The sequence below is a fragment of the Patulibacter brassicae genome (assembly GCF_033949425.1).
GTDB lineage: Bacteria > Actinomycetota > Thermoleophilia > Solirubrobacterales > Solirubrobacteraceae > Patulibacter > Patulibacter brassicae.
Genome location: NZ_JAXAVX010000004.1, coordinates 40,976 through 62,523, shown reverse-complemented (window position 1 = coordinate 62,523; position 21,548 = coordinate 40,976). Strand labels below are relative to the sequence as shown.

Here is a 21,548-nt window from a genome sequence, read left to right as displayed (position 1 = left end):
CTCGGATCAGCCGTCTGGCACTGGTGATTTGTGGTGTCCATCGTTCGTCTCCTTCGTGGGGTTGTCGGGGGCTTGTGGCGATCTCGTGGCGGCGCGTGCAACGGCGCGGGCTCGTGCGGCGGTGATCTCGTCGTCGGCGACGATGGCGGGCCGGTCTTCGTATTCGGCGATGACGTGCCCGTACTTGTTGGCGGTCATCTGGACGCCGTGGCCGAGCTGGGCGGCGACGGCGTGCAGGGTGCGGCCTTCGGCGAGCAGCAGCGACGCGAAGCTGTGCCGCAGGTCGTAGGGGCGTGGGACGCGTTGCGGGTCGATGCCGGCGCGGGTCGCGGCGTCGCGGCCGTCGTCGGTGCGCGGACCGGGCGGGAGCCACCGTCGCTGACGCCCGGGACCGGGCGGCCGTTGCGGTTCGAGCGGGGCGTCGGGTTCGGCCCCGGTCTCGCGGGCGACGCGGGCCGCGGCGGCGAGCCACCCGGTCCGCCATCGGCGGCGGCGCCAGTTGTTCCAGTCGGTCGCGGTCCAGGTCTTCCCGTCGCCGCGGGGGATCAGGAGCTCGAGCGGGCTCGGGTCGCCGATCGCCTGGCGCTGCTCGTCGAGGTCGGTGCGCAGTGCGGCGAGGAGCCGCACGGGCCGGCGGGACGCTCGCGACTTGACCTTGCCGGCGCCGCCTTCGCGGTCGGCCTGCGTCTCGACGAGGATGGTGGTCTCGCGGACGTGCTCCCACCGCAGCGCGCACGCCTCGGCGGGCCGGACGCCGGAGTAGGCGAGCAGCGCGACGATGAAGCGGTCGAACGGGTCGAGTTCGTCGCGGACGCGTTCGATGATCTCCGGGGCGAGCGGCCGGACCTCGGGTGGGTCGGCGACGTCGGGGTATGGGACGGCGCGGACGGGGTTCGCGATGACGATCTCGTTCTCCATCGCGTGCTGGAGGATCTGGCCGATGAGGATCTGGGCGCGCTTGAGCGGCCCGGGCTTGTGGCCGTCGGCGAGGCGTTCGGACTGCCACCGCTTGATCCGGCCGACGGTGAACTCGTCGAGGCGGAGGTCCCCGAGCCACGGGACGATGTGCAGCCGGAGCAGGGTCTCGTACTCCTCGTAGGTCTTCGGGGCTCGGTGGATCGCGTGCTGGGTGAGCCAGGTGTCGCGGACGTACTCGGCGAGCGTCGGGGTGCGGCGGTAGAGCCGGTCGACCGCGGCGGGTCCGAGCTTCACGGCGTCGGCGGCGAGCTCGAGGAACTCTTCGGCGGCGCGGCGGCGGTAGAAGCTCTGGGCCGGGAGCCGGCCGCCCTTTCCGTCGGGCGGCCGGACCTGGTGCACCTTCTTGCCGTCGGCGCGCGTTCGGGTGACGATGCTCATCGGGTCTCGTGCTCGGCGACGAGCTGCGCGGCGGGGTCGGGCGTGCTGGGGTCGCCGAACGGGCTGGTGCCGATGCGGGCGAGCTCTGCGAGGAGTCCGCCCAGGTCGGCGATCTCGTCGGCGAGCTCGAGGCCGTCGGAGAGGTAGAAGCCGAGCCAGCCGCGTGCGTCGCACGCGAGCGCGCCGAGGGCGATCGCGGCGTCGCGTGCGGGAGTCGCGCTGGCGTCCTCGATCCCGACGGCGTCGAAGTGGTTGTGGAACCAGTCGCGCGAGTCTCCGCCGTGGCCGAAGGTGCTGTGGCTGTAGAGGCCGGCGGCGGAGTGCGCGAGCGCACGCCAGGTCGTCGGAGAGAGTCGGATCTCGATCGCGCCGTCCTCGCGAGCGAAGAAGGGGCGCGGATGGCCCGGCCCGGTGCGGTCGCCCGGGCTCGGCGTGTCGATCCGCGCCAGCTCCTCGCGGAGGGTGGGCGGGTCGTTGCGCGAGGGGGTCGGGGCGGTCGTCTGGGGGTGGTGGTCGGTACCGTGCTGGGTGTCCATGAGGGGGTTCTCCTTGTGGGCCACGACCCCGGGCGATGCCAGTCGCGCCGGGGTCACCTTGTTGATGAGGGTGGTGGTCATCGCCGGCCCTTCTGGCGGCGGGCGAGGAAGACGGCGAAGCGGTCGCGCATCGCGGCGATCTCGCTGGCGGTCGCGCCGTGCTCGGGGCTCGGCTCGAGCCCCTTGTCGGCGCACCACGTGAAGTACCGCCGCTCGATGTCGGCGCGTTCCGCAACGGTGAGGCGCGGCGCCCCATCGACAGCGGGCGAGCGCGGCGGCGCTCGGTGCGGCGGGTGCTGAGGGAGCAGGCGGCCGGGGGTTGCCAGCGGACGCGTGTCGCGGCGCTGCGCGGGCGGCGAGAGGATCCGGCCGGTCACCGAGAGGCTCCCGTCGCGGTGTGCTGCTCTACCCCGCCAAGACCGCCAAGGCCGCCCAGTCCGCCAAGGGGGTCAGGGGTGGTCGGGTAGCTAGACCGCCCTTCCTCGCGATGGGTTTTCTTGGCGGTGTTGGCGGTGTTGGCGGTCTTGTGGGCGAGCTCGTCGGAGGCGGGGAGGGTCCACTCCCAGCCCTCGATTCGGCCGCCGGTGCGGCGCTGCTGCGCCACGACTCCGAGGTCCTTCTTCGCGCGCTCGATCGAGCGCCACGACACACTCGCGTCGTCCGCGGCGTCCTTAAGGTCCTTCACGAGCCGTGGCTCGTCGGAGAGCTCGCCGAGCAGGAACTCGCGGGCCTCTCCGCGGGCGCCGCGCTCTTCGGGGTCGCCGCCGGTGAGGTCGAGGGAGTTGACGTGGCTCTCGCCGGTGATCACGAGCCGTGACGTCGTGATCTCTGGGACGTCGCGGTCCGGCTGCGCCGGCAGGGTCGTGCTTTCGTGGCGCAGTGCGAGCGCGTGCTCGCCGGGCGGTGCGAGGTTGCCCTTCGGGAGCGTGAGCACCTTGCGGCTCCCGCGGTCGCCGTCGGGGTCCTCTGGGTCTGCGCCGAACAGGAGGACCGAGCGTGCGAGCTGGGAGAACGCGCCGGACCCGGCGATCTTCTCCAGTGGGACGCGGGTGGCGCTCTTGTTCGGGTGCATGACGCAAAGGACCGCGGCGTCGAGGTCGGCGGCCATCTGACGGACGGGCTCGAGAGCGCGGCGGACGTCCTGCTCGGCGATCGACTTGTGGTCGCGGTCGAGGAGTCCCACGACGGGGTCCAGGACGATGAGGCGGGCGCCGAGGTGCTCGACCACGGCGCGGATGTGTCGGGCGTCGCCGGGCAACTCGACGCCCGTCCGGATCGTCCCGTCCGGGATCTCGCCGTCGGTCTGCTGCTCGGCGAGCATCGGGACTTCCGCGATGTCGAGCAGGTGGACTCGGGAGAGGTCCGCGTCGGCGGCGATGAGCCGGGGCACGATGGTGTCGGCGGGGTCGTCCTCGACGGAGACCATGACGACATCGGCCGGGGCGCCCTCGAGCCCCCCGGGGAGCTCGCCACGGCTGACCTCGGCGGCGAGGAGCGCGGTGAGCGTGCTCTTCCCCTGCCCCTGCATGCCGGCGAGCACGGTGAGCTTGCCGAGCGGGATCCGGTGCTCCCAGAGCCAGCGGACGGCCTGGGGCCGCACGTCGGCGGCCCGGGTCATGAGCGGCTGACGCCGGTAGGCGTCGCTCGGGACGGTCATCGCCGGCCGCCGGGCGGCCGGGCGTCGTCGGTGCCCTGGTGGGCGCCGGTGCTGCTCTGCACGAGGGGGTTCTCCTCGGGTTGGGCCGTCGTCGTCTGCCAGGACGTCTCGGGCGGGTTGTGGCCGGGCACCGTAGCACCCGGAGAGTCGTCGCGCGAGGGGTCGGGGAGCCGGTAGCGCGCGCAGCGTGCCCCTCCGGGCGTCCGGATCGTCTCGACGACGATGCGCTCTCCGGCGCGGCGGAGGTCCCCGATGCGCTGCGAGAGCGCCATGATCGGCGGGCCGCCGTCGAGCGGACGCATCATGTCGAGCTGGGTGATCCCCGACGGGCCGGCGACCTCGAGCATCCGGACGATCCGGGCGGTCTGCGTCGGCCGGGTCATCGCTCACTGCTCCGGCTCGGGCGGTTCGCGGAGAGCGCGGCCGCGAGGTCGTCGCCGACGGCGGCGCGGCGAGCGGCGGGGCGCGGCCGCGGCGCCGGCTCGGGCGCAGTGGGACGCTGGAGCGGCTCGACCGTGCAGTCCGGCTCGAAGCGCCAGCGGCCACCGACGCGGATCGCGCCGAGGACGCGGCCCTCGCGGGCCATCTTGCGGAGAGTGACGGGGTGGAGGCGCAGCTTCGCCGCGGCCTCGGTCGCCGTGAGGAGCTGCTCGATCATCGGGCGCTCCCCTCGATCGCGCGGTTCGGCGCGGTCGGGCGCGGGACGGTCAGAACTGCCGGCCGGCGTGTCCCGTGGACACCGGACGGCGCTGGGTCTGGGTCGCCTGGTGTTCGTCCTGAGCTCGAGGATCCGCCGTTGCCATTGCCGCACGAGGCGCGACGGCCCGCCGTGCGGGGCGCGGGGCGGGTCGTGCCGCTACGTCCGGGGCGGACGGCGTGCCGCTGGGCCGGGGCAGTCGTGACGGCGCGGGAGCGGCTCCAGCGACGGTAGCGAGGCGTGTGGATCGCGTCGATCAGGTCGCGGCGGCGCGGCTGCCGCTCGCTGCGGCGCGCAGCCCGCAGCAGCATCGCAAGGACGGCGCGGGCGATTGTGGTCTGCTCGGTGGTGAGCCGACGATCAGCGCCGCTCTCGTGGTGGAGGCGGTCGAAGCTAGCGAGCGTGGCGCGGAAGTCCGATGCGGTGGGCCGTCGCGCGGCGGTGAGCTGCGCGACGGCGTCCGCGGACCAACGCAGATCGGTGGACATGCCGAGCTGATCGCGCGTGCTCGTCACGAGCCACGCTTCGCGGCCCGCGGCGAATGCCAGGGCGCGGAGCGTGGACGTGCGCGAGGTCCGGACCGGCGCGCAGGTGGTCGAACGGCTGAGGCCGCTGCGGAGCGTGGTCCGCGGGTCGGTGGTGCGGTGGCCCGGGGGTGCGGGCCGTGAGGTCGTCGGCATCGACGTGCTCCTCGGTGCTTTGGGGATGTCGCCGCCTGGTGAGGGGTGGCGGGCGTCCCGGGTGCGGGGCGCCAGGAGAACGACTACCGGACCGTCTGGTCGGAACCGGCGTCTGGGCCTGAAACGCAGTCCGCCCCGGCGGCCGTATCGGCTGCCGGGGCGGACGGTCACCAGGCGGGGAGCACCCATGAGCTACATCCCACGGGGAAAGCTACCACCATCTGAGGCGGATCGGATGGTGTGAAACCATCCGAAACCTCGGTCATCCGAACGTGTTGCCGCGCGTGCGCTGGTTGGGGTCCCGGCGGGCGCGACGAACGTCGTCGCGGAGCTCGCGCGCGGCGTCGTGATCGTCATCTTCGGCGGCGCCGAAGACGCTCGGCGCGGCGACCATCCGGCGGCCGACGAGCTCGTCCCCGGTGCCGTCGCGGCGGGACTGCCAGACGTTCACGACGTCGCGTCGCCCGTCCTTCTCGGCCCGACCGTAGATCTCGTCGTACGCCTGCTTGGCGAGCGCGGAGAGCTCGTCCGCGTAGGCGCTTCCGGGCCCTGCGACGGCCAGGGCGTTGCGCTCGGCCTCGCGGCTCTCCTCGGTCGTGCCGAGGCCGCTGACCAGCGGTCGGCCGGGGACGTGGTGGCGCGTCATGCGGCCTCGCGCGCGTCGATCCGTCGTTCGGCCTCGGCGATCGCCGCGGCGCGTGCAGCCGCGCGCCACTCCTTCTCGACGGCGTCCGCGGTCGCCTCGACCTGGATGCGACGCAACTGCCGCTGCTCGTCGTCGGCGAGGCGCCGCCGAGCCTGCTCGGCGATCTCGTTGATCTCGGCGATCTCGTGCTCGTGCCCCTTGAACAGCCAGGCGAGCTCGTCCATGCCGGCCGGGCTGGCGCCGACTGCGACTCGACGGAGACCCCGTAGAGCTTCGCCGTGTTTCGGACGCGGTTGCGATGCTTGACGCGGGCGCGAGAGTTGCGCTCCGCCTGGACGGTCGGGTCGGGCATCTCAGTACCCCCGCACGGCCGCGACCGCGGCGGCGAGCCCCGCGGGGTCGTGGACGTCGGCGAGCGGGTCGCGGTGGTTCGCTCCGGGGTGCTGGAGGGCCGCGGGGAGGGAGTCGATGATCTCGTGGGCCCGCTCGTGGGCGAAGACGTCGGCCTTGCCGCGAGCACCGGTCGAGCGGATCTTGAGGGCCTCGTGCATGGCATCGCGGAACTCGGCGCGCTGCTCGACGGGGAGGTTCAGGGCGGCGATGTCCTCGCGGTCGGGCATCTCGCCGAGGTGAACGCACTGGCGCATCAGCGACTCGACGGGGTGGCGCGCACGGCGGCCGGGCTTGCTCATGGGGATCGTGGGTCCTGGGGTCGGTTCCGAGGGGGTGAGGAGCGGTGCCGCGATCGGGTCGATTGGGGGGGACCGCTTCCTGGAACGTACACCTGGAACTGGCGGGAACTACCACTAATGGAATCCCACGAAACGAGGCGCAACCAGTGCGCGATCGACGGAGGTTTTTTCGACCTCTCGATGCGTACACATCGCGAGACACGCGAACTGGGCGGTTCCCTGCACCCCCTTTGGGGGGGCACCCCCCACCCCCTAGCCGTCGTTCGCGACGATCTGCGCTGGGTCGGCAGGCGAGGCGAGACCGAGCGTCGTCCGGCTGTCGAGCTTGCACGCCGCGCGGAGGGCATCTCGAGCCTCGGCGACGGTGCGGTCCCAGTCGCCGAGGATCGCATCAAGCGGACGTTGGTGACTCATGCGAAGCGGTGTCGCGAGGATGTCGATCGCCTCGGTGAACAGGTCGTGAGCCGCACCCAGCGATCGCTGAGCGTCGGGCTCGTCGTCGAACAGGAACGCCGCGCGGACAATGGACCTACGGTGCTCGCCGTTGAGTTCTTCGGAGCGCTCTCGCACGACCTGCGGCGCGGCGGGCTTCGCGATGATGCTGCGTCGGTGCTCGGTCAGGCTGAGCAGCACGAGGGTCATGCTGTCCAACCACTCCACGAGATCGAGCGCCGCCCCACGCTTAGCCTCGAGTCGCGCGTTGCGGCGCTGCTCAGTGATCACTCTCGTGGTGTTGAAGAGGGCGATCACCGCCGCGATCCCGGCGACCAGGATCGCGGCGAGCTGCAGGACCTCAGCGGTGCTCACGCCTCCCAAATCTAGGCGGCGATCCGGCGGCCGAGGCAGCCTACGCGGTGGCGAGGTCGCGGAGGTTCTCGCGGTCGACGGCCTCGGCGAGGACGCGCCCGTCAGGCATGACGATCTGGATGACGCGGGTGATCGCCTGCGCGCCGAGCTGGCGGGCGGTCTCGTGCGCCGGTGTGACCTTGCTGCCGGTCGGGAGCTGCACGAGCTCGGGGCCGCGCTCGCCGACGAGGGTCGTCTCGCCGTAGGCGACCATCCCGCCGGTCGCGCGCTTGCGGCGCTTCGGCTTCTTCGTGGCCCCGGCGACGGCGTCGGCGGCGGCGCCGAGGAACGGGCCTCCGTCACCAGCCGGGGCCTGGATGGTGGGGATGTCGGGCATCAGCGGGATGGAGCTGATGGCCGAGGTGAGGTCGTTGATCCGCCGGCGGATCCACTCGACGACGGCGTCCAGGCCGGCCTTGAGGCCGTCCCACATGCCGCTGGCGGCCTTCGCGATCCGGCCGGGGAGGCCGCTCACGAAGCTCACGATCCCGTCGAACGCGGAGCGCACGCCGCCCGCGGCGGTGCGGACCGCGCTGACGATCGAGCGGATGACGCTCACGACGGCGCGGACGGCCGTCGCGATCGCGCCGCCGACGGTGGAGGCGACGGACGAGATTCGGCCCCACGCGGCGGCGAAGAACTCCGCGACGGCGGGCGCCTGCGTGCCGAGCCAGCCGAGCGCCTGGGCGAGAACGCCGATCGCGCCGATGACGATCGGCAGCGCCGTCTGGAAGGCGGCCCAGAGGAACTTGACGGCCGGGACGACGACGTTCGTGATGAACGGCTGGATCGGCCGGAGCGCGTCGACGAGCTTCGGGATCTGGGAGACGACGTAGCCGACGACGGTCCCGAACACCTGGCCGAGCGTGCGGAGGACGCCGCTGTCGGCGAGCTCGTTGAAGAGCGGCGCGATCGCCTTGATCGCCTTCTCGATCCCGGGCAGCGCGCCGTCGGCGATCTGCACGAGGCCGGAGAGGATCGACCCCGCGATCTGCCCCAGCGGCCGCGCGACGCGGCTCAGCGTGCCCGCGAGCCGCTTCGTGGCCGGTCCCAGGACGGGCCCGAGCTGCTGGGAGATCCCGGAGACGAGATCGCCGATGACGCGGAACCCGGCGCCGAGGAGGTCGAGGGCGCTCTGCACGCGCCCGGCGGTGAGGCTGCGCGTGAAGTCGCGCACAGCGCCGGAGAGCCACTGGAGCCCGTCGATGACGAGCGGCATCCCGACGTTCGCGAGCCGGACGAACATCGCGAGGAGGTCGCCGAGGAGCTGGCCGAGCGGCCCGATCGCGTCGGGGACCTGGCGCAGCATCTGGCCGATCTCCGGGCCGAGCTGCTGGATTCGGCCGAAGAACCGCTCGATCGCGCGGCCGGACGCCGCGCCGATCGCGGTGAACTCGGACGTGAACTCCGAGACGAGCGGCGTGATGCGCTCCAGGCCGCGTGCGAGGCCGCCGAGGAGCAGGTCGGCGCCCTTCGCGGTCGCGCCGCCGAAGGCGTCGCGGATGCCGGTCGCGGCCTGCTTGACGGCGTTGGCTGCCGAGCCGGCCTGGTCGGCGGTCTCCTTGAACCGCATGACGGCGCCGGCGGCCATCAGGCCGATGCCGGCGCCCAGGCCGACGATCCCGCCGAGCAGCGCGACGGCCGCGAGGGACGTCGCGCCCATCGCGGCGCCGAGCATCGGGAGCGTCGTGATCGCGAGGCCGCCGAGGACGGCCTTGGAGATCAGAGCCGCGCGGGTCGTCTGGGCGATCTCGTCGCCGAGGTCGTCCATCGCGCGGGCGACCTGGCGCGTCTCGCGGGCGGCCTTCAGCGCGCCACGGATCTGGACGATGATCTGTGCGGTCTGAGAGCGGCGTGCCATTCAGGCCTCCCCGTTGAAGCTGGGGTTGAGGTGGGTCGCGGCATCGGTGAGGAACTGCTCGACGATGCCGGAGAGCTCCGGGGAGAGCGGCAGGCGCCGGACGCGCTGGAGGTGCGGCACGAGGAGCAGCACGGCCTGGGTGTCGGCGTCGCCGCGCGGCGGACGAGAGCGCTTGAGCTTCTTGGGGCGGTTCGAGGACATGGGGAAAGGGCTCGGGGTTGGGGACTCCGAGAACGACGGTGCGCGTGAAATCGGACGGACCCCGGGACGGCCCTACTCGTCCCGCCGGCAGCCTGTGGCGATCTCGTGGCGCTCGGCCGCTTTCGGCGGCTTCTCCGCGGCGGGGCGCGGGTTGGGGAACTCCTCCGATTTGCAGGATCAAGGTGCAACGAGCCGAAACCGGCCGGTATACCAGCGCGGCTTTACACCCGGAAGGTCGCCCGTTCGAGCCGGGCCGCGCCCACCTCCTCCGCCGGCTCGTCCCGCCGGTAGCCTCCCCGGCCCGCTCCCGGTCCGCGCCCCGCGCGGACCGGCCGGCCGCCGCCGTGCCCGCGCCCTCCGCGTCCTCCTCGCGCCGCCGCCTCGTCCTGCGCCTCAGCGGCCTGCTGACGACGCTCTCCGGCCTCGCGCTCGTCTTCCTCGTCGGCGGGGTCCTCGGCACGGACACGATCCGCGGGTGGATCGACCCGCTCGGGCCGGCGGCGCCGCTCGGGTACGTCCTCATCGCCGGGATGCTCGGCGCGGTGCTCGTGCCCGGGGCCGTGCTCGCCGCCGTCGCGGGCGTGCTCTTCGGCGCCGTCGAGGGCGCGCTCCTCGCGGTGCCGTCGGCGGTGCTCACCGCGGTGCTCGCCCGGACGATGTCCGCCCGCGCGGGCGGTGCGGCCGTCGACGAGCTCGCGGGCCCCCGGCTGCGGGCCCTCGTGGGCTTCGCCCGTCGCAACGGCCTGCTCGCGGTGATCATCCAGCGGCTGCTGCCGGCGGTGCCGGACGGTCCCCTCTCCCACGCGTTCGGCCTCGCCGGCGTCCGCACGGGCGAGATCGCCCTCGGCACGCTCATCGCCAGCGGCCCGCGCGCGTTCTCCTACGCCCTGCTCGGCGAGAGCGCCACCGACCTCAACGGCCCGCACGCGGCGGCGGCGATCGCGATCAACGTCGCGACCGGCCTCGCCGGGCTAGCGCTCGCGTGGATCGTGCTGCGCCGGGAGCGGCAGCAGTCGTCATCGACCACGTTGCCGACCGCGTCGGACTGAGGGTCGCGCAGTCGCGGCGCCGGTCCGACGCTCGTCCGGTCGACCCGCAGCGCGACTCCGGCGCTCGTCCGATCGACCCGCAGCACGACTCGGGCGCTCCTCCGGTCGTCCCGCGACGCCGACCCCGCGCTCGTCCGGGGCAGCGGCGGCGGGCGCGCGGACGCCTCGCGCCGCGGCCCGGGTCGAGGGAGTGCTGACGGTCCGGGCTACGTCCCCCAACGAGCCCGGACCGCCGGAGCGAGGTCCCGTTCGGCGCGGCGTGATCCCCCATCGACGTCCGCACCGGCTCGGGACCGGTCCCATCCAGCGCGCCTCGCACTGGTCGGAGCGCACCCGCCGAGGCAGGTGCTCAAGAGGAGAGACGGCCCGCGCGCGCGGCCCCGACGAAAGTTGCCCGCGCAACTTGATGCTGGCGCGGAGCCGCTCTCCGCGGCGTCCGTCCGCGGGCGAGACCCCCCGGACGTCCGTCGGCGGGAGATCCCGCTCGTCACGATGGTTACAGTGGTGTAGCCTTGCGCCGCCGGCCGTCCGGGGCCGACCGCCCACCACCTCGATCAGGAGACCGCCGTGCCCAGCAACAGCGATCAGCCCGACGTCATCGTCGTCGGCGCCGGCCTCGCCGGCCTCGTGGCCACCGCCGAGCTCACGGCCGCCGGCCGCCGGGTCGCGGTCGTCGACCAGGAGCCCGAGCAGTCCCTCGGCGGCCAGGCGTTCTGGTCCCTCGGCGGCCTGTTCCTCGTCGACTCGCCCGAGCAGCGCCGGATGCGGATCAAGGACTCCTACGACCTCGCCTGGCAGGACTGGCAGGGCACCGCGGGCTTCGACCGCGACGAGGACCACTGGCCGCGCCGGTGGGCCGAGGCGTACGTCGGCTGGGCCGCGGGCGAGAAGCGCCAGTGGCTGCGCGAGCAGGGCATCGGCCTCATGCCGCAGGTCGGGTGGGCCGAGCGCGGCGACGGCACCGCCGAGGGCCACGGCAACTCCGTGCCCCGGTTCCACCTCACCTGGGGCGTCGGGCCGGCGGTGGTGAAGCCGTTCGTGGAGAAGCTCCGCGCCGCGCAGCAGCGCGGCCTCGTGGACCTGCGCTGCCGCCACCGCGTCGACGAGCTCGTCGTCACCGACGGCGCCGTGACCGGGGTCCGCGGCATCGTGCTGGAGCCCTCCGACGTCGACCGCGGCCGCCCGAGCTCGCGGACGTCGACCGGCGAGTTCGAGCTCTCCGCGCAGGCGGTGATCGTCACGTCGGGCGGGATCGGCGGCAACGTCGACCTCGTGCGCGAGAGCTGGCCCGAGCGCCTCGGCGCGCCGCCCGCGTTCATGGTCCAGGGGGTGCCGGACCACGTCGACGGCCGCATGATCGGCATCACCGAGCAGGCCGGCGGCTCGGTCGTCAACCGCGACCGGATGTGGCACTACGTCGAGGGCCTGCGCAACTGGGACCCGATCTGGACCGAGCACGGCATCCGGATCATCCCCGGGCCCTCGTCGCTCTGGCTGGACGCGACCGGCAAGCGGCTCCCGCCGCCGAACTTCCCCGGCTTCGACACGCTCGGCACGCTCCACGCGATCAAGGCGACCGGGCACGACCACAGCTGGTTCGTGCTGACGCAGAAGATCATCGAGAAGGAGTTCGCCCTCTCGGGCTCCGAGCAGAACCCCGACATCGCCAGCCAGAGCGTGCGCGAGGTCCTGAAGAGCCGCCTGGCCAAGGGCGCGCCCGGCCCGGTCCAGGCGTTCGTCGACCACGGCGCGGACTTCGTCGCCGCGACGTCGCTCGAGGAGCTCGTCGCCGGGATGAACGCGAAGACCCCGGAGCCGCTGATCGACGTCGCCGCCGTCCGGCGGACCGTCGAGGCGCGTGACCGCGAGGTCGCCAACACGTACACGAAGGACCTGCAGATCGCCGCGATCCGCAACGCCCGGACGTACTTCGTCGACAAGGTCACGCGCGTCGTCGAGCCGCACGCGCTGCTCGACCCCGACAACGGCCCGCTGATCGCGGTGAAGCTCAACCTCCTGACCCGCAAGACGCTCGGCGGCCTGCACACCGACCTCCAGGGGCGGGTCCTGCGCGAGGCCGACGCGCCGCACGCCGACTGGCGGCCGGTGCCCGGCCTCTACGCCGCGGGCGAGGTCGCCGGCTTCGGCGGCGGCGGCATGCACGGGTACCGCGCGCTCGAGGGGACGTTCCTCGGCGGCTGCCTCTTCAGCGGCCGGACCGCCGGACGCGCCGTCGCCGCCCAGCTCGGCTGACCGGCCCGCCGGGAGCACCGCGGTTGTCCATCGGGCCGAGGCCCGCGCGGCAGCCGCGAGGCTCCCGTCCTGGCCCGGAGGACAACGGCGGCGCGCACCGGCGGACCTAGCGTCGAGGGCCCTCACCCGCGACGAAGGAGACGCACCGTGACGCTGCTGGACGAGATCGGAGGCCCGCCCGCCGTGGCGGCCGCCGTGGACCGCTTCTACGAGCGGGTCTGGGAGGACCCCGCCCTCGCGCCGTACTTCGAGGGCACCGACCGAGACGCGCTGAAGCGCCACCAGCGCCAGTTCCTGACGGTCGCGCTGCGCGGGCGCGGCGACGAGTACCTCGGACGGGCGATGGACCGCGCCCACGCCGGCCTGGGCATCACGAACGCGGCCTTCGATCGCGTCGTCGGCCACCTCGTCGCCACGCTCGGCGAGCTCGGGGTCGGGGCGCCGCAGATCGAGGCGATCGGCGCCGCGCTCGCGCCGCTGCGGTCGGCGATCGTGACGGTGGCCGACGAGGCCGCCGCCTGAGCCTCGTCCGGGCTGCGCGGCGGCCGACGCCGGCCGCGGGCGGGCGACGCCGGTCGGCGGCCCGCTCGGCGGCGGCCGGGCGGTCAGCCGGCCGGCGTCGAGGCGACCCGGGCCTGCTCCAGCAGCGCCGCGACCCGGCTGGCGCACCCGCCGCAGCCGCCGGAGGCCCCGGTGCTCGCCCGGATCGCCTCGACCGAGTCGTCCCCGTCGGCGACCGCCGCGCGGATCGTGCCCGCGGTCACCTGGTTGCAGGCGCAGACGAGCTGGGCGTCGGGCACGGGCCGTACCGACGGCTCGCCGCCGACGACCGCCTCGAGCAGCTCGTCGGGCACGAGCGCCCCGCCGACGCCGGCCGGCGCGTCGGCCGTGAGCGCGGTGAGCTCCGGGGCGAGCGCGAGGTCGCCGAGGAGGACCGCGCCGGCCAGGCGTCCCTCCCGCAGCACGAGTCGCCGGTACGTCCCGCGGCGCGTGTCGACGGAGATCACCTCGTCGACGTCGTCCTCGTCCGTGTCCTGATCGGGCCGGCCGCAGGCGAAGAGGTCGACGCCGACGACCTTCAGCGTCGTGGCCAGCGGGCTGCCCTGGTAGCCGGCGGGGACGCCGGCGATCGTCGCCCCCGCCGCGCGCGCCTGGGCGGCGATCGGCGCCCAGAGCCCGTACGTGACGTCGCGGTGCTCGGCGCACTCGCCGACCGCCCAGACGTCGGGCGCGCTCGTGCGCAGCTCGTCGTCGACCACGATCGCGTGGTGGCAGGCGATGCCCGAGCGCATCGCGACCCGGATCTCCGGCCGGATGCCGGTCGCCAGCACGACGAGGTCGGCCGCGAGCTCGTCGCCCTCCGCGAACCGCACGCCCGTCACCGCCGAGGTGCCGACGATCCGGTCGGTCCGCTGCTCGAGGAGGAGCTGGATCCCGAGCTCGCGGATCCGCCGCTCGAGCAGCCGCGCCCCGCCGCGGTCCAGCTGGCGGTCCATGAGCCGCGAGCCGAGGTGCACGATCGTCACCGACGCGCCGTGCTCGGCGAGCCCCGCGGCCGCCTCGAGCCCGAGCAGGCCGCCGCCGATGACCGTCGCCATCGTGCCGGGCCGCACGAGCCGGTTGAGCTCGGCGGCGTCCGCGCGGGTCCGGAACGGCACCACGCCCGGCAGGTCGAGGCCGAGGATCGGGGGCGTCGCGGGCTGCGATCCGGTGCAGAGGACGACCTTGTCGTACGGCACGCGCTCGCCGTCCTCCAGGACGACCTCCCGCGCGTCGAGGTCCAGCCGCTCCGCGCGGGTGCCGAGCCGCAGGTCGACGTCGTGGGCGAGGTACCACTCGCGCGGCCGCAGCGCGATGTCCTCGCGCGGGTCCGGCGAGACGAGCTTCGAGACGCGGACGCGGTCGTACGGCGCGTCCCGCTCGCCGCAGAGGATCGTCGTCTCCCAGTGCGCCGACGGCCGATGGGCGAAGACGCTCTCGAGGACCGCGATCGCCGCCATCCCGCCACCGACGAGCACGAGGCGCTCGCGCCGCCGGCGCCCGCGGCGTCCGGCCGGGGCGGCGTCGTCCTCGCCCGCGGCTGCTCCGTCGTCCGCCCCTCGCCCGTGCGTCTCGGGCGCCGGGGCCAGCGTCGCGGAGACCGGGCTCGTGGCCTCCCCGGCCGGGCCGGCCGCGACCGACGCCGGCGCGACGAGCGCCTCGACGCGGACCGCCATCGCCTTGAGCTCCGGCTGGCGCGACACGGGGTCGGTGGCGTCGTGGCTCAGCGCATTGAGCTGGCCCGCGCCCGGCGGCGCGTGCAGCAGGCCCCAGTGGAACGGCGCGAAGGCCACGCCGGGCCGGATCGCGCCGCCGCGCAGCGCCGGGTCCCCGGCCGTCGGCTCGAGCTCCGGCACGCGGGCGCGCAGCACCGCGCTGCCGCGGCGCGAGACGAGCCGCACCCGCTCGCCGTCCTCGACGCCGGCGCGGCGGGCGTCGTCGGGGTGCAGCTCGACGAACGGCTCCGGATCGGCGGCGAGCAGGTCCGCCGACTTGCCGGTCCGGGTCATCGTGTGCCACTGCCCGCCGACCCGGCCGGTCGTGAGCAGCAGCGGGTGGTCGTCGTCGGGCGCCTCGGCGAGGCCCGAGACGTCGAGCGGGCCCAGCCGCGCGCGGCCCGACGGGGTCGGGAAGCGGTGGTCCGGGTAGAGCCGGGGGCTGTGACCGGCGCGGTCCGGCGCGGCCAGGTCCTCCGCGCTCGGGGTGGCGAGCGGATCGCGCAGGCGGTCGGCGCGCTCGGCATCGGCGGTGGTGAACGGCCAGCGGACCGACCCGTCGCGACGCAGGCGGGCGTGCGTGATCCCGCTCTGGTCGCAGACCCGCCCCGCGGTCAGGCCGACGAGCTCGGCGTGGACGGCCGCCGCGTCGGGCCACGCGAACTGCTCCGCCCAGCCCATCGCGGCCCCGAGCCGGGCGAGGATCTGCCAGTCCGGCAGCGCGTCGCCCGGCGCCGGCAGGGCGCGCCGCATGAGCGTCACCCGCCGCTCGGAGCTCGTCGTCGTGCCGTCCTTCTCCAGCCACTGGGCGGCCGGCAGGACGAGGTGGGCCAGGTGCGAGGTCTCCGTCGGGTGGTAGGCGTCCTGGACGACGACGAGCTCGGCGCGCCGCAGGGCCTCGCGGACCTTGGCGCTCTCGGGCAGCGAGACGGCGGGGTTCGTCGCCATGATCCAGACGGCCTTCACCCGGCCGTCGTGCAGGGCGTCGACGAGGTCGGTGGCCACCAGGCCGGGCCGCTCGCTGACGCCCGCGGCGGTCGGCGGCAGGCGCCAGTACGCGTTGACCGCCGCGCGGTCGTCGGGGTCGCGCGCGTCGCGGTACCCGGGCAGGAGGGTCGCCAGGCCGCCGACCTCGCGCCCGCCCATGGCGTTGGGCTGGCCGGTCAGCGACAGCGGGCCGGCGCCGGGCCGGCCGAGCTGGCCGGTGACGACGCAGAGGGCGTGCAGGGCGCGGTTCTTGTCCGTGCCGACCGTCGACTGGTTCGCGCCCATCGTCCAGCAGGTCATCGCCGCGCCGGCGGTGGCGAACGTCCGCGCCGCCTCCTCGATGAGGGCGGCGTCGACCCCCGACACGCGTGCGGCGCGCTCGAGCGACCAGCCGCGGACCTGCTCGCGCAGCCCCTCCCAGCCCTCGGCGTGGGCGGCGAGGTACGCCTCGTCGACGAGCCCGTCGCGGACGACGACGTGGAGCATGCCCAGCAGCAGCGGGACGTCGCCGCCGGGCAGGACCGGCAGGTGCAGGTCCGCGGCGGCGGCCGTGGCGGTGCGCCGCGGGTCGACGACGATCACGCGGCAGGGCCGCTCGGGGCGGGCCTGGGCGTCGCGGATCCGGCCCCAGACGATCGGATGGCAGGCGGCGGCGTTCGAGCCCAGCAGCAGGACGCAGTCGGCCTCGTCGAGGTCGTCGTAGCTCGGCAGCGGGCCGTCCGAGCCGAAGGTCGCCTTGTAGCCGGCGACCGCCGAGCTCATGCAGAGGCGCGAGTTCGAGTCGACGGTGTTCGTGCCGAGGAACCCCTTGGCGAGCTTGTTGACGACGTAGTAGTCCTCCGTCATGAGCTGGCCCGAGACGTAGAACGCGATCGCCTCCGGCCCGTGCTCGTCGCGGATCGCGGTCAGGCGCTCGGCGGCCCAGCCGATCGCGGCGTCCCAGCCGAGGTCCTCCCACGGACCCGCGGGATCGCGACGGCGGCGCGGGGTCGTCGCGCGGTCGGCGGCGTGCACCGCGTCCGGCAGCGCGACCGGCTTGGCGCAGGTCCGCCCGCGGTTCACGGGGTGCTCGGGATCGCCCTCGACGCCGACGAGGCGCCCGGACTCGACCGTCGCGCGCAGGCCGCAGCCGACCCCGCAGTACGGGCACGCGGTGCGGACCGTCGTGCCGCTCACGTGGTCGCCGTCCCCGCCGACGGCACCGACGCCGCCGGGCCGCACCCGTCGCCGTCGCAGGGGTCGCGCGTCTCGGACGTGGCCGCGGCGCCGTCGCCGCCGGCCGGGGAGGCGTCGGCGAGCCGGACCCAGAGCCGCCCGTCGACGACCCGGACCTCGTGCAGCGCGACCCGCGCGTCCTGGCCGACGACCCGGCCGGTCGCCAGGTCGACGCGCCAGTTGTGCAGCGGGCAGGTGACGCACCCGTCGGCCAGCAGCCCGTCGGAGAGGGGGCCGCCGCGGTGCGGGCAGGCGGCGTCGGTGACGGCGAAGCGCCCCGGCAGGCGGAAGACGGCGACCCGCCGGCCGGCGACCGTCGCGCGCCGCCCCTCGAGCAGCGGCACGTCGGTGATCGCCCCGACGTCCTCCCACCCGGCTCCGGGCGCGGCGGCGGTCGGAGCCGCGCGGTCGGCGGTCGCGGGCATCGTCGGGTCCTCCTCGTGGTCGGTCGGCGCGGGCCGCAGGTCATGCATCGCTGTGCCTCCGCATCGCGGCGGGGCTCGCCATCGGCAGCGCCGAGCCGGTCGTCCGGCGGACCTCGAGCGGGCCGACCGGGGTCGCGTCGCTGTCGAGCTCCGAGAACTGGTTCGCGGTCACGGGGGCGCGTCGCTCGCGCCACGGGTCCGGGTCGCAGGCGGCCTTCGCGATCCGGAAGCGCTCCAGCAGGCGCGCGGGCTCCCCCGACGCCTCGTCGAGGACCGCCGCCCGGATCGCGTCGAGCCCGACCCGCTCGACGAAGGGCATCGTGCGCTCGAGGTACTCGCCGTGCTCGCGGTAGTGCTGCAGGAAGATCACCGCCAGCCGCAGGACCTCGTCCTTCGTCGCCACGGTGGCCAGGAGCTCGCCCTTCTTGATCGTCCCGGCGCCCCCGCCGCCGACGTAGAGCTCCCAGCCGCCCTCGATCGCGACGATCCCGATGTCCTTGATCAGCGACTCGGCGCAGTTGCGCGGGCAGCCGGAGACCGCGAGCTTCACCTTGTGGGGCGTGTAGAGGCCCTCGATCATCTGCTCCAGCTCGATCCCCGCCTGCATCGACGCACCGAGGCCGAAGCGGCAGAACTCCTGACCGACGCAGGTCTTCACCGTCCGGACGGACTTCGCGTACGCGTAGCCGGAGGGCATGTCGAGCGCCTCCCAGACCGCGGGGAGGTCCTCCTTGCGGATCCCGAGCAGGTCGATCCGCTGGCCGCCGGTGACCTTCACGCACGGGACGTCGAAGCGCTCGGCGACGTCGGCGATCCGCCGCAGCTCCGACGGCGTCGTGACGCCGCCGCGCATCCGCGGCACGACGGAGAAGGTCCCGTCCTTCTGGATGTTCCCGTGGACCCGGTCGTTGATGAACCGGGCGTGGCGCTCCTCGCGGTGCTGGTTGTCGTTGACCTCCGAGACGAGGTACGCGAGCCCCGGCTTGCAGGCGCCGCAGTCGCGGCCCGCGCCGCACGCCGCCGAGAGCTCGGAGACCGACGTGCAGCCCTGCTCGCGGGTCACGGCGGCGAGGTCCTCGCGGGTCTGCTTGCGGCAGGGGCAGAGGTACGTCGCCTCGTCGACCTGCCCGCCGCGCGTGATCCGCAGCAGCTCGGTCACCGTCGGCTTGCAGGACCCGCAGCCGGCGCCGGCCCGGGTCACGGAGACGACCTCCTGGGTCGAGCCGAGGTCGCCGTCGCGGATCGCGTCGACGATCTGGCCCTTGCAGACCCCGTTGCAGTTGCAGACCTGCGCGGCGTCGGGCAGGTCCGCGGGCGAGGCCTCCCCCGCCTCGGCCAGCAGCCCGAGCGGGTCCTCGACCTCGCGGCCGGTCACGACGCCGTCGAGCAGCAGCTCGTGGCCCCGGGTGTCGCCGACGAGGATCGCCCCCGTCAGCCGGCCGTCGGTGACGACGAGCTTGCGGTAGACCCCGGCCGCGGGGTCGCTGGCGGCCACCGAGGTCGGGACCTCGGCGACGCCGGCCCCGGCCACCGGCGGCAGGCCGATCGGGTCGCCGATCGAGACGACGTCGACCCCGAGGACCTTGAGCTTCGCCGAGAGCACCGAGCCGCCGTAGACCGCGCCGGCGACCTCGCCGTCCTCGACGTCCATGCCCGGGCCGCAGGCGTCGAAGCGCAGGAGGGTCTGCGCGGCGACCTGCGCCTGGTCGTGGATCGGGGCGACGATCCCGTAGACCTGACCGCGGTGCTCGGCGCACTCGCCGACCGCCAGGACGCGCGGGTGCGAGGTGACGAGCCGATCGTCGACGACGATCCCGCGGTCGCACGCCAGGCCGCTCTCGCGGGCCAGGGCGGTCCGGGGCCGGATGCCGATCGAGACGACGACGAGGCCGCAGTCGAGCGTGTCGCCGTCGGCGAAGCGCAGGCCGGTGGCGCGGTCCTCGCCGAGGATCTCGGTCGTCTGGCGCTCGAGCAGGACGCGGACGCCCAGCCGCTCCAGCGCGGGCTCCAGGAGCGCTGCGGCCGGATCGTCGAGCTGCCGCTCCATGAGCCGGTCCAGCAGGTGCACGACGGTCGCCGGCGCGCCCTGGCTCGCGACCCCGTAGGCCGCCTCCAGGCCGAGCAGGCCGCCGCCGATCACCGCGACCTCGGTCCCGGCGAGCGCGGCCTCGCGGATCGCCTGGCAGTCCTCCGGCCCGCGGAACGGGATGACGCCCGGCAGGTCGATGCCCGGCAGCGGCGGCATGAGCGGGGTCGAGCCGGTGCAGAGGACCGCGCGCTCGAAGCGGACCGTCGCGCCGGAGCGCAGCGTCGCGATCCGGCCGTCGGGGTCGAGGCTCGTGACGACGTCGCCGAGCAGCGTCGTCACGCCGTGGTCGGCGTACCACTCCTCCGGTCGCAGCTGCAGCTCCTCGGCGTCCTTGCCGTCGACGAGGAGGTGCGAGAGCGAGACGCGGTCGAACGGCAGCCGGGGCTCCTCGCAGACCATCGCGATCGCCTGGGTCCCGCCGGCCTCCCGCAGCGCCTCGCAGACCGCCTGGGCGGCGATGCCGCCGCCGATCAGCAGGACGTCGGTGTCGTGCGTGGTCATCGCGTCCTCCTCAGACCGTCGCGCCGGCGACGTTGACGACGGGCCCGGTCGAGCGACCGGGGCGCAGGTAGAAGAACCACGTGAGCGCGCCGAGCACGAGGTAGGCGACGAGGAAGACCCACAGCGCCCCGATCGACCAGTCCGCGTTCTCCGTCGCGACGCGGACCTTCTCCGCCGGCGTCGCCGCCGCCTGGACGGCCTTCGTGACCGAGAGGCTCGCCTCGCGGAAGACGAGCTGGATGAGGAAGCCGCCGAAGGCCCCGATCGCGCCGGCGATCCCGATCACCGCGGCGGCGCGGCGCTTGAACGACAGCCGCGTGCCCTCGTCGTCGCCGTGACGGCCGCCGAGCGCGGCGAAGATCGCGGGGATCATCCGGTACGTCGAGCCGTTGCCCGCGCCGGCGAGGGCGAAGATGACGCAGTAGGCGCCGAAGAAGAGCGGGAACGAGCGCTCGGAGACGCCGACGATCGCCAGGAGCGTGAAGGCGGCCATGCCGGCGAAGCACGCGAGCGTCACGCGGGCGCCGCCGACGCGGTCGGCGAGCCACCCGCCGAGCGGGCGGGCGATCGAGCCGATCAGCGCGCCGACGAAGCCGAGCCCGGCGAGGTACGTCGCGATGAACGCGTGCTGGGCGAGGAACTCCGGGAAGGTGTTCTTGATCACCAGCGGCAGCGCGAACGAGTAGCCGATGAACGACCCGAACGTGCCGATGTAGAGCAGCGACATGATCCAGGCGTGCGGCTCGCGCGCCGCGCCGACGTAGGCGCCCTTGTCGCTGCGGGCCTCCGTGAGCGAGTCCATGTAGCGCCAGGCGCCGAACGCGGCGAGCACGATCAGCGGCAGCCACATGAGCCCCGCGTAGGCGAGGTGGACCTCGTGCGGGGAGACCTTCACCGCCGCGGCCGGGACGCCGATGATGATCACCAGCGGCACGAGCAGCTGGGCGACCGCGACGCCGAGGTTGCCGCCGGCGGCGTTCAGGCCGAGCGCCATCCCCTTGCGGCCCTCGGGATAGAAGAACGAGATGTTCGCCATCGACGAGCTGAAGTTGCCGCCGCCGACGCCCGCCGTCGCGGCGCAGAGCATGAGCACCCAGAGCTGGGTGTCCTTCGACTGGTCGGCGAGCCACCCGCTCGGGACGAGCAGCGCCAGCAGCAGGGTCGGGACGAGCAGCAGCGCGGCGGAGATCGTCGTCCACGCGCGACCGCCGAAGCGCGGCACCGCGAACGTGTAGGGGATCCGCAGGAACGAGCCGACGAGGTTCGGCAGCGCGGTGAGCCAGAAGGTCTCGGCGAGCGAGAGCTGGATCCCGACGTTGCCGAGGTTGATCGCGACGATCCCCCAGAGGACCCAGATCGAGAAGCCGATGTGCTCGGCGAAGATCGAGAACGCGAGGTTCTTGCGAGCGATCGCCCGGCCCTCGCGCTCCCAGAACGCGGCGTCGTCGGGACGCCAGTGGTCGATCCAGCGGCCGCGGGTCAGGCCGCTGCGCCGCGCGGCGCCGGAGCGCCGCAGGCGGGAGGTGGTCGGTGGTGCGGGCGTGACGGACATGGGCAGGGCGGCTCCTCGAGCAGGGGACGGCCCCGACCCGCGGCGAGCGC

Annotated in this window: 20 protein-coding genes; 3 read left to right on the top strand and 17 right to left on the bottom strand. The window is 74.5% G+C overall.

Annotated features, from left to right (window positions below; translation table 11 throughout):
• Nucleotides 1-6: 6 nt before the first annotated feature.
• The 13 genes from SK069_RS09780 to SK069_RS09720 all read right to left on the bottom strand — a co-directional run bounded on the left by SK069_RS09780 (nt 7) and on the right by SK069_RS09720 (nt 9,172).
• On the bottom strand, nt 7-1,356 hold the full coding sequence (locus tag SK069_RS09780) for a tyrosine-type recombinase/integrase (RefSeq protein ID WP_319954035.1): 1,350 nt from the start codon (nt 1,354-1,356) through the stop codon (nt 7-9).
• Nucleotides 1,353-1,973 (bottom strand): hypothetical protein, encoded by a 621-nt coding sequence (locus SK069_RS09775; protein ID WP_319954034.1) that lies wholly within the window; start codon nt 1,971-1,973, stop codon nt 1,353-1,355. The genes SK069_RS09780 and SK069_RS09775 overlap by 4 nt, the downstream gene beginning before the upstream one ends.
• A complete protein-coding gene (locus SK069_RS09770; RefSeq protein WP_319954033.1) occupies nt 1,970-2,269 on the bottom strand; it encodes a hypothetical protein in 300 nt (99 codons plus the stop codon). The genes SK069_RS09775 and SK069_RS09770 overlap by 4 nt, the downstream gene beginning before the upstream one ends.
• Complete coding sequence (locus SK069_RS09765) at nt 2,266-3,549, bottom strand: AAA family ATPase (protein WP_319954032.1); 1,284 nt, start codon at nt 3,547-3,549, stop codon at nt 2,266-2,268. Before SK069_RS09765 ends, SK069_RS09770 begins: the two co-directional genes overlap by 4 nt.
• Nucleotides 3,546-3,932: a helix-turn-helix domain-containing protein gene (locus SK069_RS09760; protein ID WP_319954031.1), complete on the bottom strand. Its 387-nt coding sequence runs from the start codon at nt 3,930-3,932 to the stop codon at nt 3,546-3,548. The genes SK069_RS09765 and SK069_RS09760 overlap by 4 nt, the downstream gene beginning before the upstream one ends.
• Nucleotides 3,929-4,207, bottom strand: a complete 279-nt coding sequence (locus SK069_RS09755) for a helix-turn-helix domain-containing protein (protein WP_319954030.1) — start codon at nt 4,205-4,207, stop codon at nt 3,929-3,931. Before SK069_RS09755 ends, SK069_RS09760 begins: the two co-directional genes overlap by 4 nt.
• A complete protein-coding gene (locus tag SK069_RS09750; protein ID WP_319954029.1) occupies nt 4,204-4,734 on the bottom strand; it encodes a hypothetical protein in 531 nt (176 codons plus the stop codon). Before SK069_RS09750 ends, SK069_RS09755 begins: the two co-directional genes overlap by 4 nt.
• A 454-nt stretch (nt 4,735-5,188) precedes the next feature.
• A complete protein-coding gene (locus SK069_RS09745; RefSeq protein ID WP_319954028.1) occupies nt 5,189-5,572 on the bottom strand; it encodes a hypothetical protein in 384 nt (127 codons plus the stop codon).
• The gene (locus tag SK069_RS09740; protein ID WP_319954027.1) at nt 5,569-5,796 is read right to left on the bottom strand and encodes a hypothetical protein; all 228 of its coding nucleotides are present in this window, start codon (nt 5,794-5,796) and stop codon (nt 5,569-5,571) included. The genes SK069_RS09745 and SK069_RS09740 overlap by 4 nt, the downstream gene beginning before the upstream one ends.
• 129 nt (nt 5,797-5,925) lie before the next feature.
• Nucleotides 5,926-6,264, bottom strand: a complete 339-nt coding sequence (locus SK069_RS09735) for a hypothetical protein (RefSeq protein WP_319954026.1) — start codon at nt 6,262-6,264, stop codon at nt 5,926-5,928.
• Nucleotides 6,265-6,516: 252 nt separating this feature from the next.
• Complete coding sequence (locus tag SK069_RS09730; protein ID WP_319954025.1) at nt 6,517-7,071, bottom strand: hypothetical protein; 555 nt, start codon at nt 7,069-7,071, stop codon at nt 6,517-6,519.
• 40 nt (nt 7,072-7,111) lie between these two features.
• Nucleotides 7,112-8,971 carry a phage tail protein gene (locus tag SK069_RS09725; protein WP_319954024.1) on the bottom strand — a complete coding sequence of 620 codons (1,860 nt, stop codon included), beginning with the start codon at nt 8,969-8,971 and terminating at the stop codon, nt 7,112-7,114.
• Complete coding sequence (locus tag SK069_RS09720; protein WP_319954023.1) at nt 8,972-9,172, bottom strand: hypothetical protein; 201 nt, start codon at nt 9,170-9,172, stop codon at nt 8,972-8,974.
• Between the two features lie 344 nt (nt 9,173-9,516).
• On the opposite strand from SK069_RS09720, the gene SK069_RS09715 reads away from it, so the two are divergent.
• The 3 genes from SK069_RS09715 (at nt 9,517) to SK069_RS09705 (ending at nt 12,996) form a co-directional block, all read left to right on the top strand.
• Complete coding sequence (locus SK069_RS09715; RefSeq protein WP_319954022.1) at nt 9,517-10,221, top strand: TVP38/TMEM64 family protein; 705 nt, start codon at nt 9,517-9,519, stop codon at nt 10,219-10,221.
• 567 nt (nt 10,222-10,788) lie between these two features.
• Nucleotides 10,789-12,474, top strand: a complete 1,686-nt coding sequence (locus tag SK069_RS09710; RefSeq protein ID WP_319954021.1) for an FAD-binding dehydrogenase — start codon at nt 10,789-10,791, stop codon at nt 12,472-12,474.
• A 147-nt stretch (nt 12,475-12,621) separates the two neighbouring features.
• Nucleotides 12,622-12,996 carry a group I truncated hemoglobin gene (locus tag SK069_RS09705; RefSeq protein ID WP_319954020.1) on the top strand — a complete coding sequence of 125 codons (375 nt, stop codon included), beginning with the start codon at nt 12,622-12,624 and terminating at the stop codon, nt 12,994-12,996.
• Nucleotides 12,997-13,079: 83 nt separating this feature from the next.
• On the opposite strand, the gene SK069_RS09700 is transcribed toward SK069_RS09705, so the two are convergent.
• From SK069_RS09700 to SK069_RS09685, 4 genes are read right to left on the bottom strand one after another with little or no spacing between them, the layout of a single operon-like run.
• Nucleotides 13,080-16,892, bottom strand: a complete 3,813-nt coding sequence (locus tag SK069_RS09700) for a molybdopterin-dependent oxidoreductase (RefSeq protein ID WP_319954019.1) — start codon at nt 16,890-16,892, stop codon at nt 13,080-13,082.
• On the bottom strand, nt 16,889-17,404 hold the full coding sequence (locus SK069_RS09695) for a Rieske 2Fe-2S domain-containing protein (protein WP_319954018.1): 516 nt from the start codon (nt 17,402-17,404) through the stop codon (nt 16,889-16,891). The genes SK069_RS09700 and SK069_RS09695 overlap by 4 nt, the downstream gene beginning before the upstream one ends.
• Complete coding sequence (nirB, locus tag SK069_RS09690; RefSeq protein ID WP_319954017.1) at nt 17,397-19,946, bottom strand: nitrite reductase large subunit NirB; 2,550 nt, start codon at nt 19,944-19,946, stop codon at nt 17,397-17,399. Before nirB ends, SK069_RS09695 begins: the two co-directional genes overlap by 8 nt.
• A 10-nt stretch (nt 19,947-19,956) precedes the next feature.
• Complete coding sequence (locus SK069_RS09685; RefSeq protein WP_319954016.1) at nt 19,957-21,498, bottom strand: MFS transporter; 1,542 nt, start codon at nt 21,496-21,498, stop codon at nt 19,957-19,959.
• Nucleotides 21,499-21,548 lie beyond the last annotated feature (50 nt).

Bases quoted from the DNA above. Each gene is read 5' to 3' on its own strand.
- SK069_RS09745 (WP_319954028.1), bottom strand. From the start codon at position 5,572: ATGACGCGCCACCACGTCCCCGGCCGACCGCTGGTCAGCGGCCTCGGC.
- SK069_RS09750 (WP_319954029.1), bottom strand. From the start codon at position 4,734: ATGTCCACCGATCTGCGTTGGTCCGCGGACGCCGTCGCGCAGCTCACC.
- SK069_RS09735 (WP_319954026.1), bottom strand. From the start codon at position 6,264: ATGAGCAAGCCCGGCCGCCGTGCGCGCCACCCCGTCGAGTCGCTGATG.
- SK069_RS09740 (WP_319954027.1), bottom strand. From the start codon at position 5,796: ATGGACGAGCTCGCCTGGCTGTTCAAGGGGCACGAGCACGAGATCGCC.
- SK069_RS09720 (WP_319954023.1), bottom strand. From the start codon at position 9,172: ATGTCCTCGAACCGCCCCAAGAAGCTCAAGCGCTCTCGTCCGCCGCGC.
- SK069_RS09725 (WP_319954024.1), bottom strand. From the start codon at position 8,971: ATGGCACGCCGCTCTCAGACCGCACAGATCATCGTCCAGATCCGTGGC.
- SK069_RS09780 (WP_319954035.1), bottom strand. From the start codon at position 1,356: ATGAGCATCGTCACCCGAACGCGCGCCGACGGCAAGAAGGTGCACCAG.
- SK069_RS09760 (WP_319954031.1), bottom strand. From the start codon at position 3,932: ATGACCCGGCCGACGCAGACCGCCCGGATCGTCCGGATGCTCGAGGTC.
- SK069_RS09775 (WP_319954034.1), bottom strand. From the start codon at position 1,973: ATGACCACCACCCTCATCAACAAGGTGACCCCGGCGCGACTGGCATCG.
- SK069_RS09755 (WP_319954030.1), bottom strand. From the start codon at position 4,207: ATGATCGAGCAGCTCCTCACGGCGACCGAGGCCGCGGCGAAGCTGCGC.
- nirB (WP_319954017.1), bottom strand. From the start codon at position 19,946: ATGACCACGCACGACACCGACGTCCTGCTGATCGGCGGCGGCATCGCC.
- SK069_RS09765 (WP_319954032.1), bottom strand. From the start codon at position 3,549: ATGACCGTCCCGAGCGACGCCTACCGGCGTCAGCCGCTCATGACCCGG.
- SK069_RS09685 (WP_319954016.1), bottom strand. From the start codon at position 21,498: ATGTCCGTCACGCCCGCACCACCGACCACCTCCCGCCTGCGGCGCTCC.
- SK069_RS09695 (WP_319954018.1), bottom strand. From the start codon at position 17,404: ATGCATGACCTGCGGCCCGCGCCGACCGACCACGAGGAGGACCCGACG.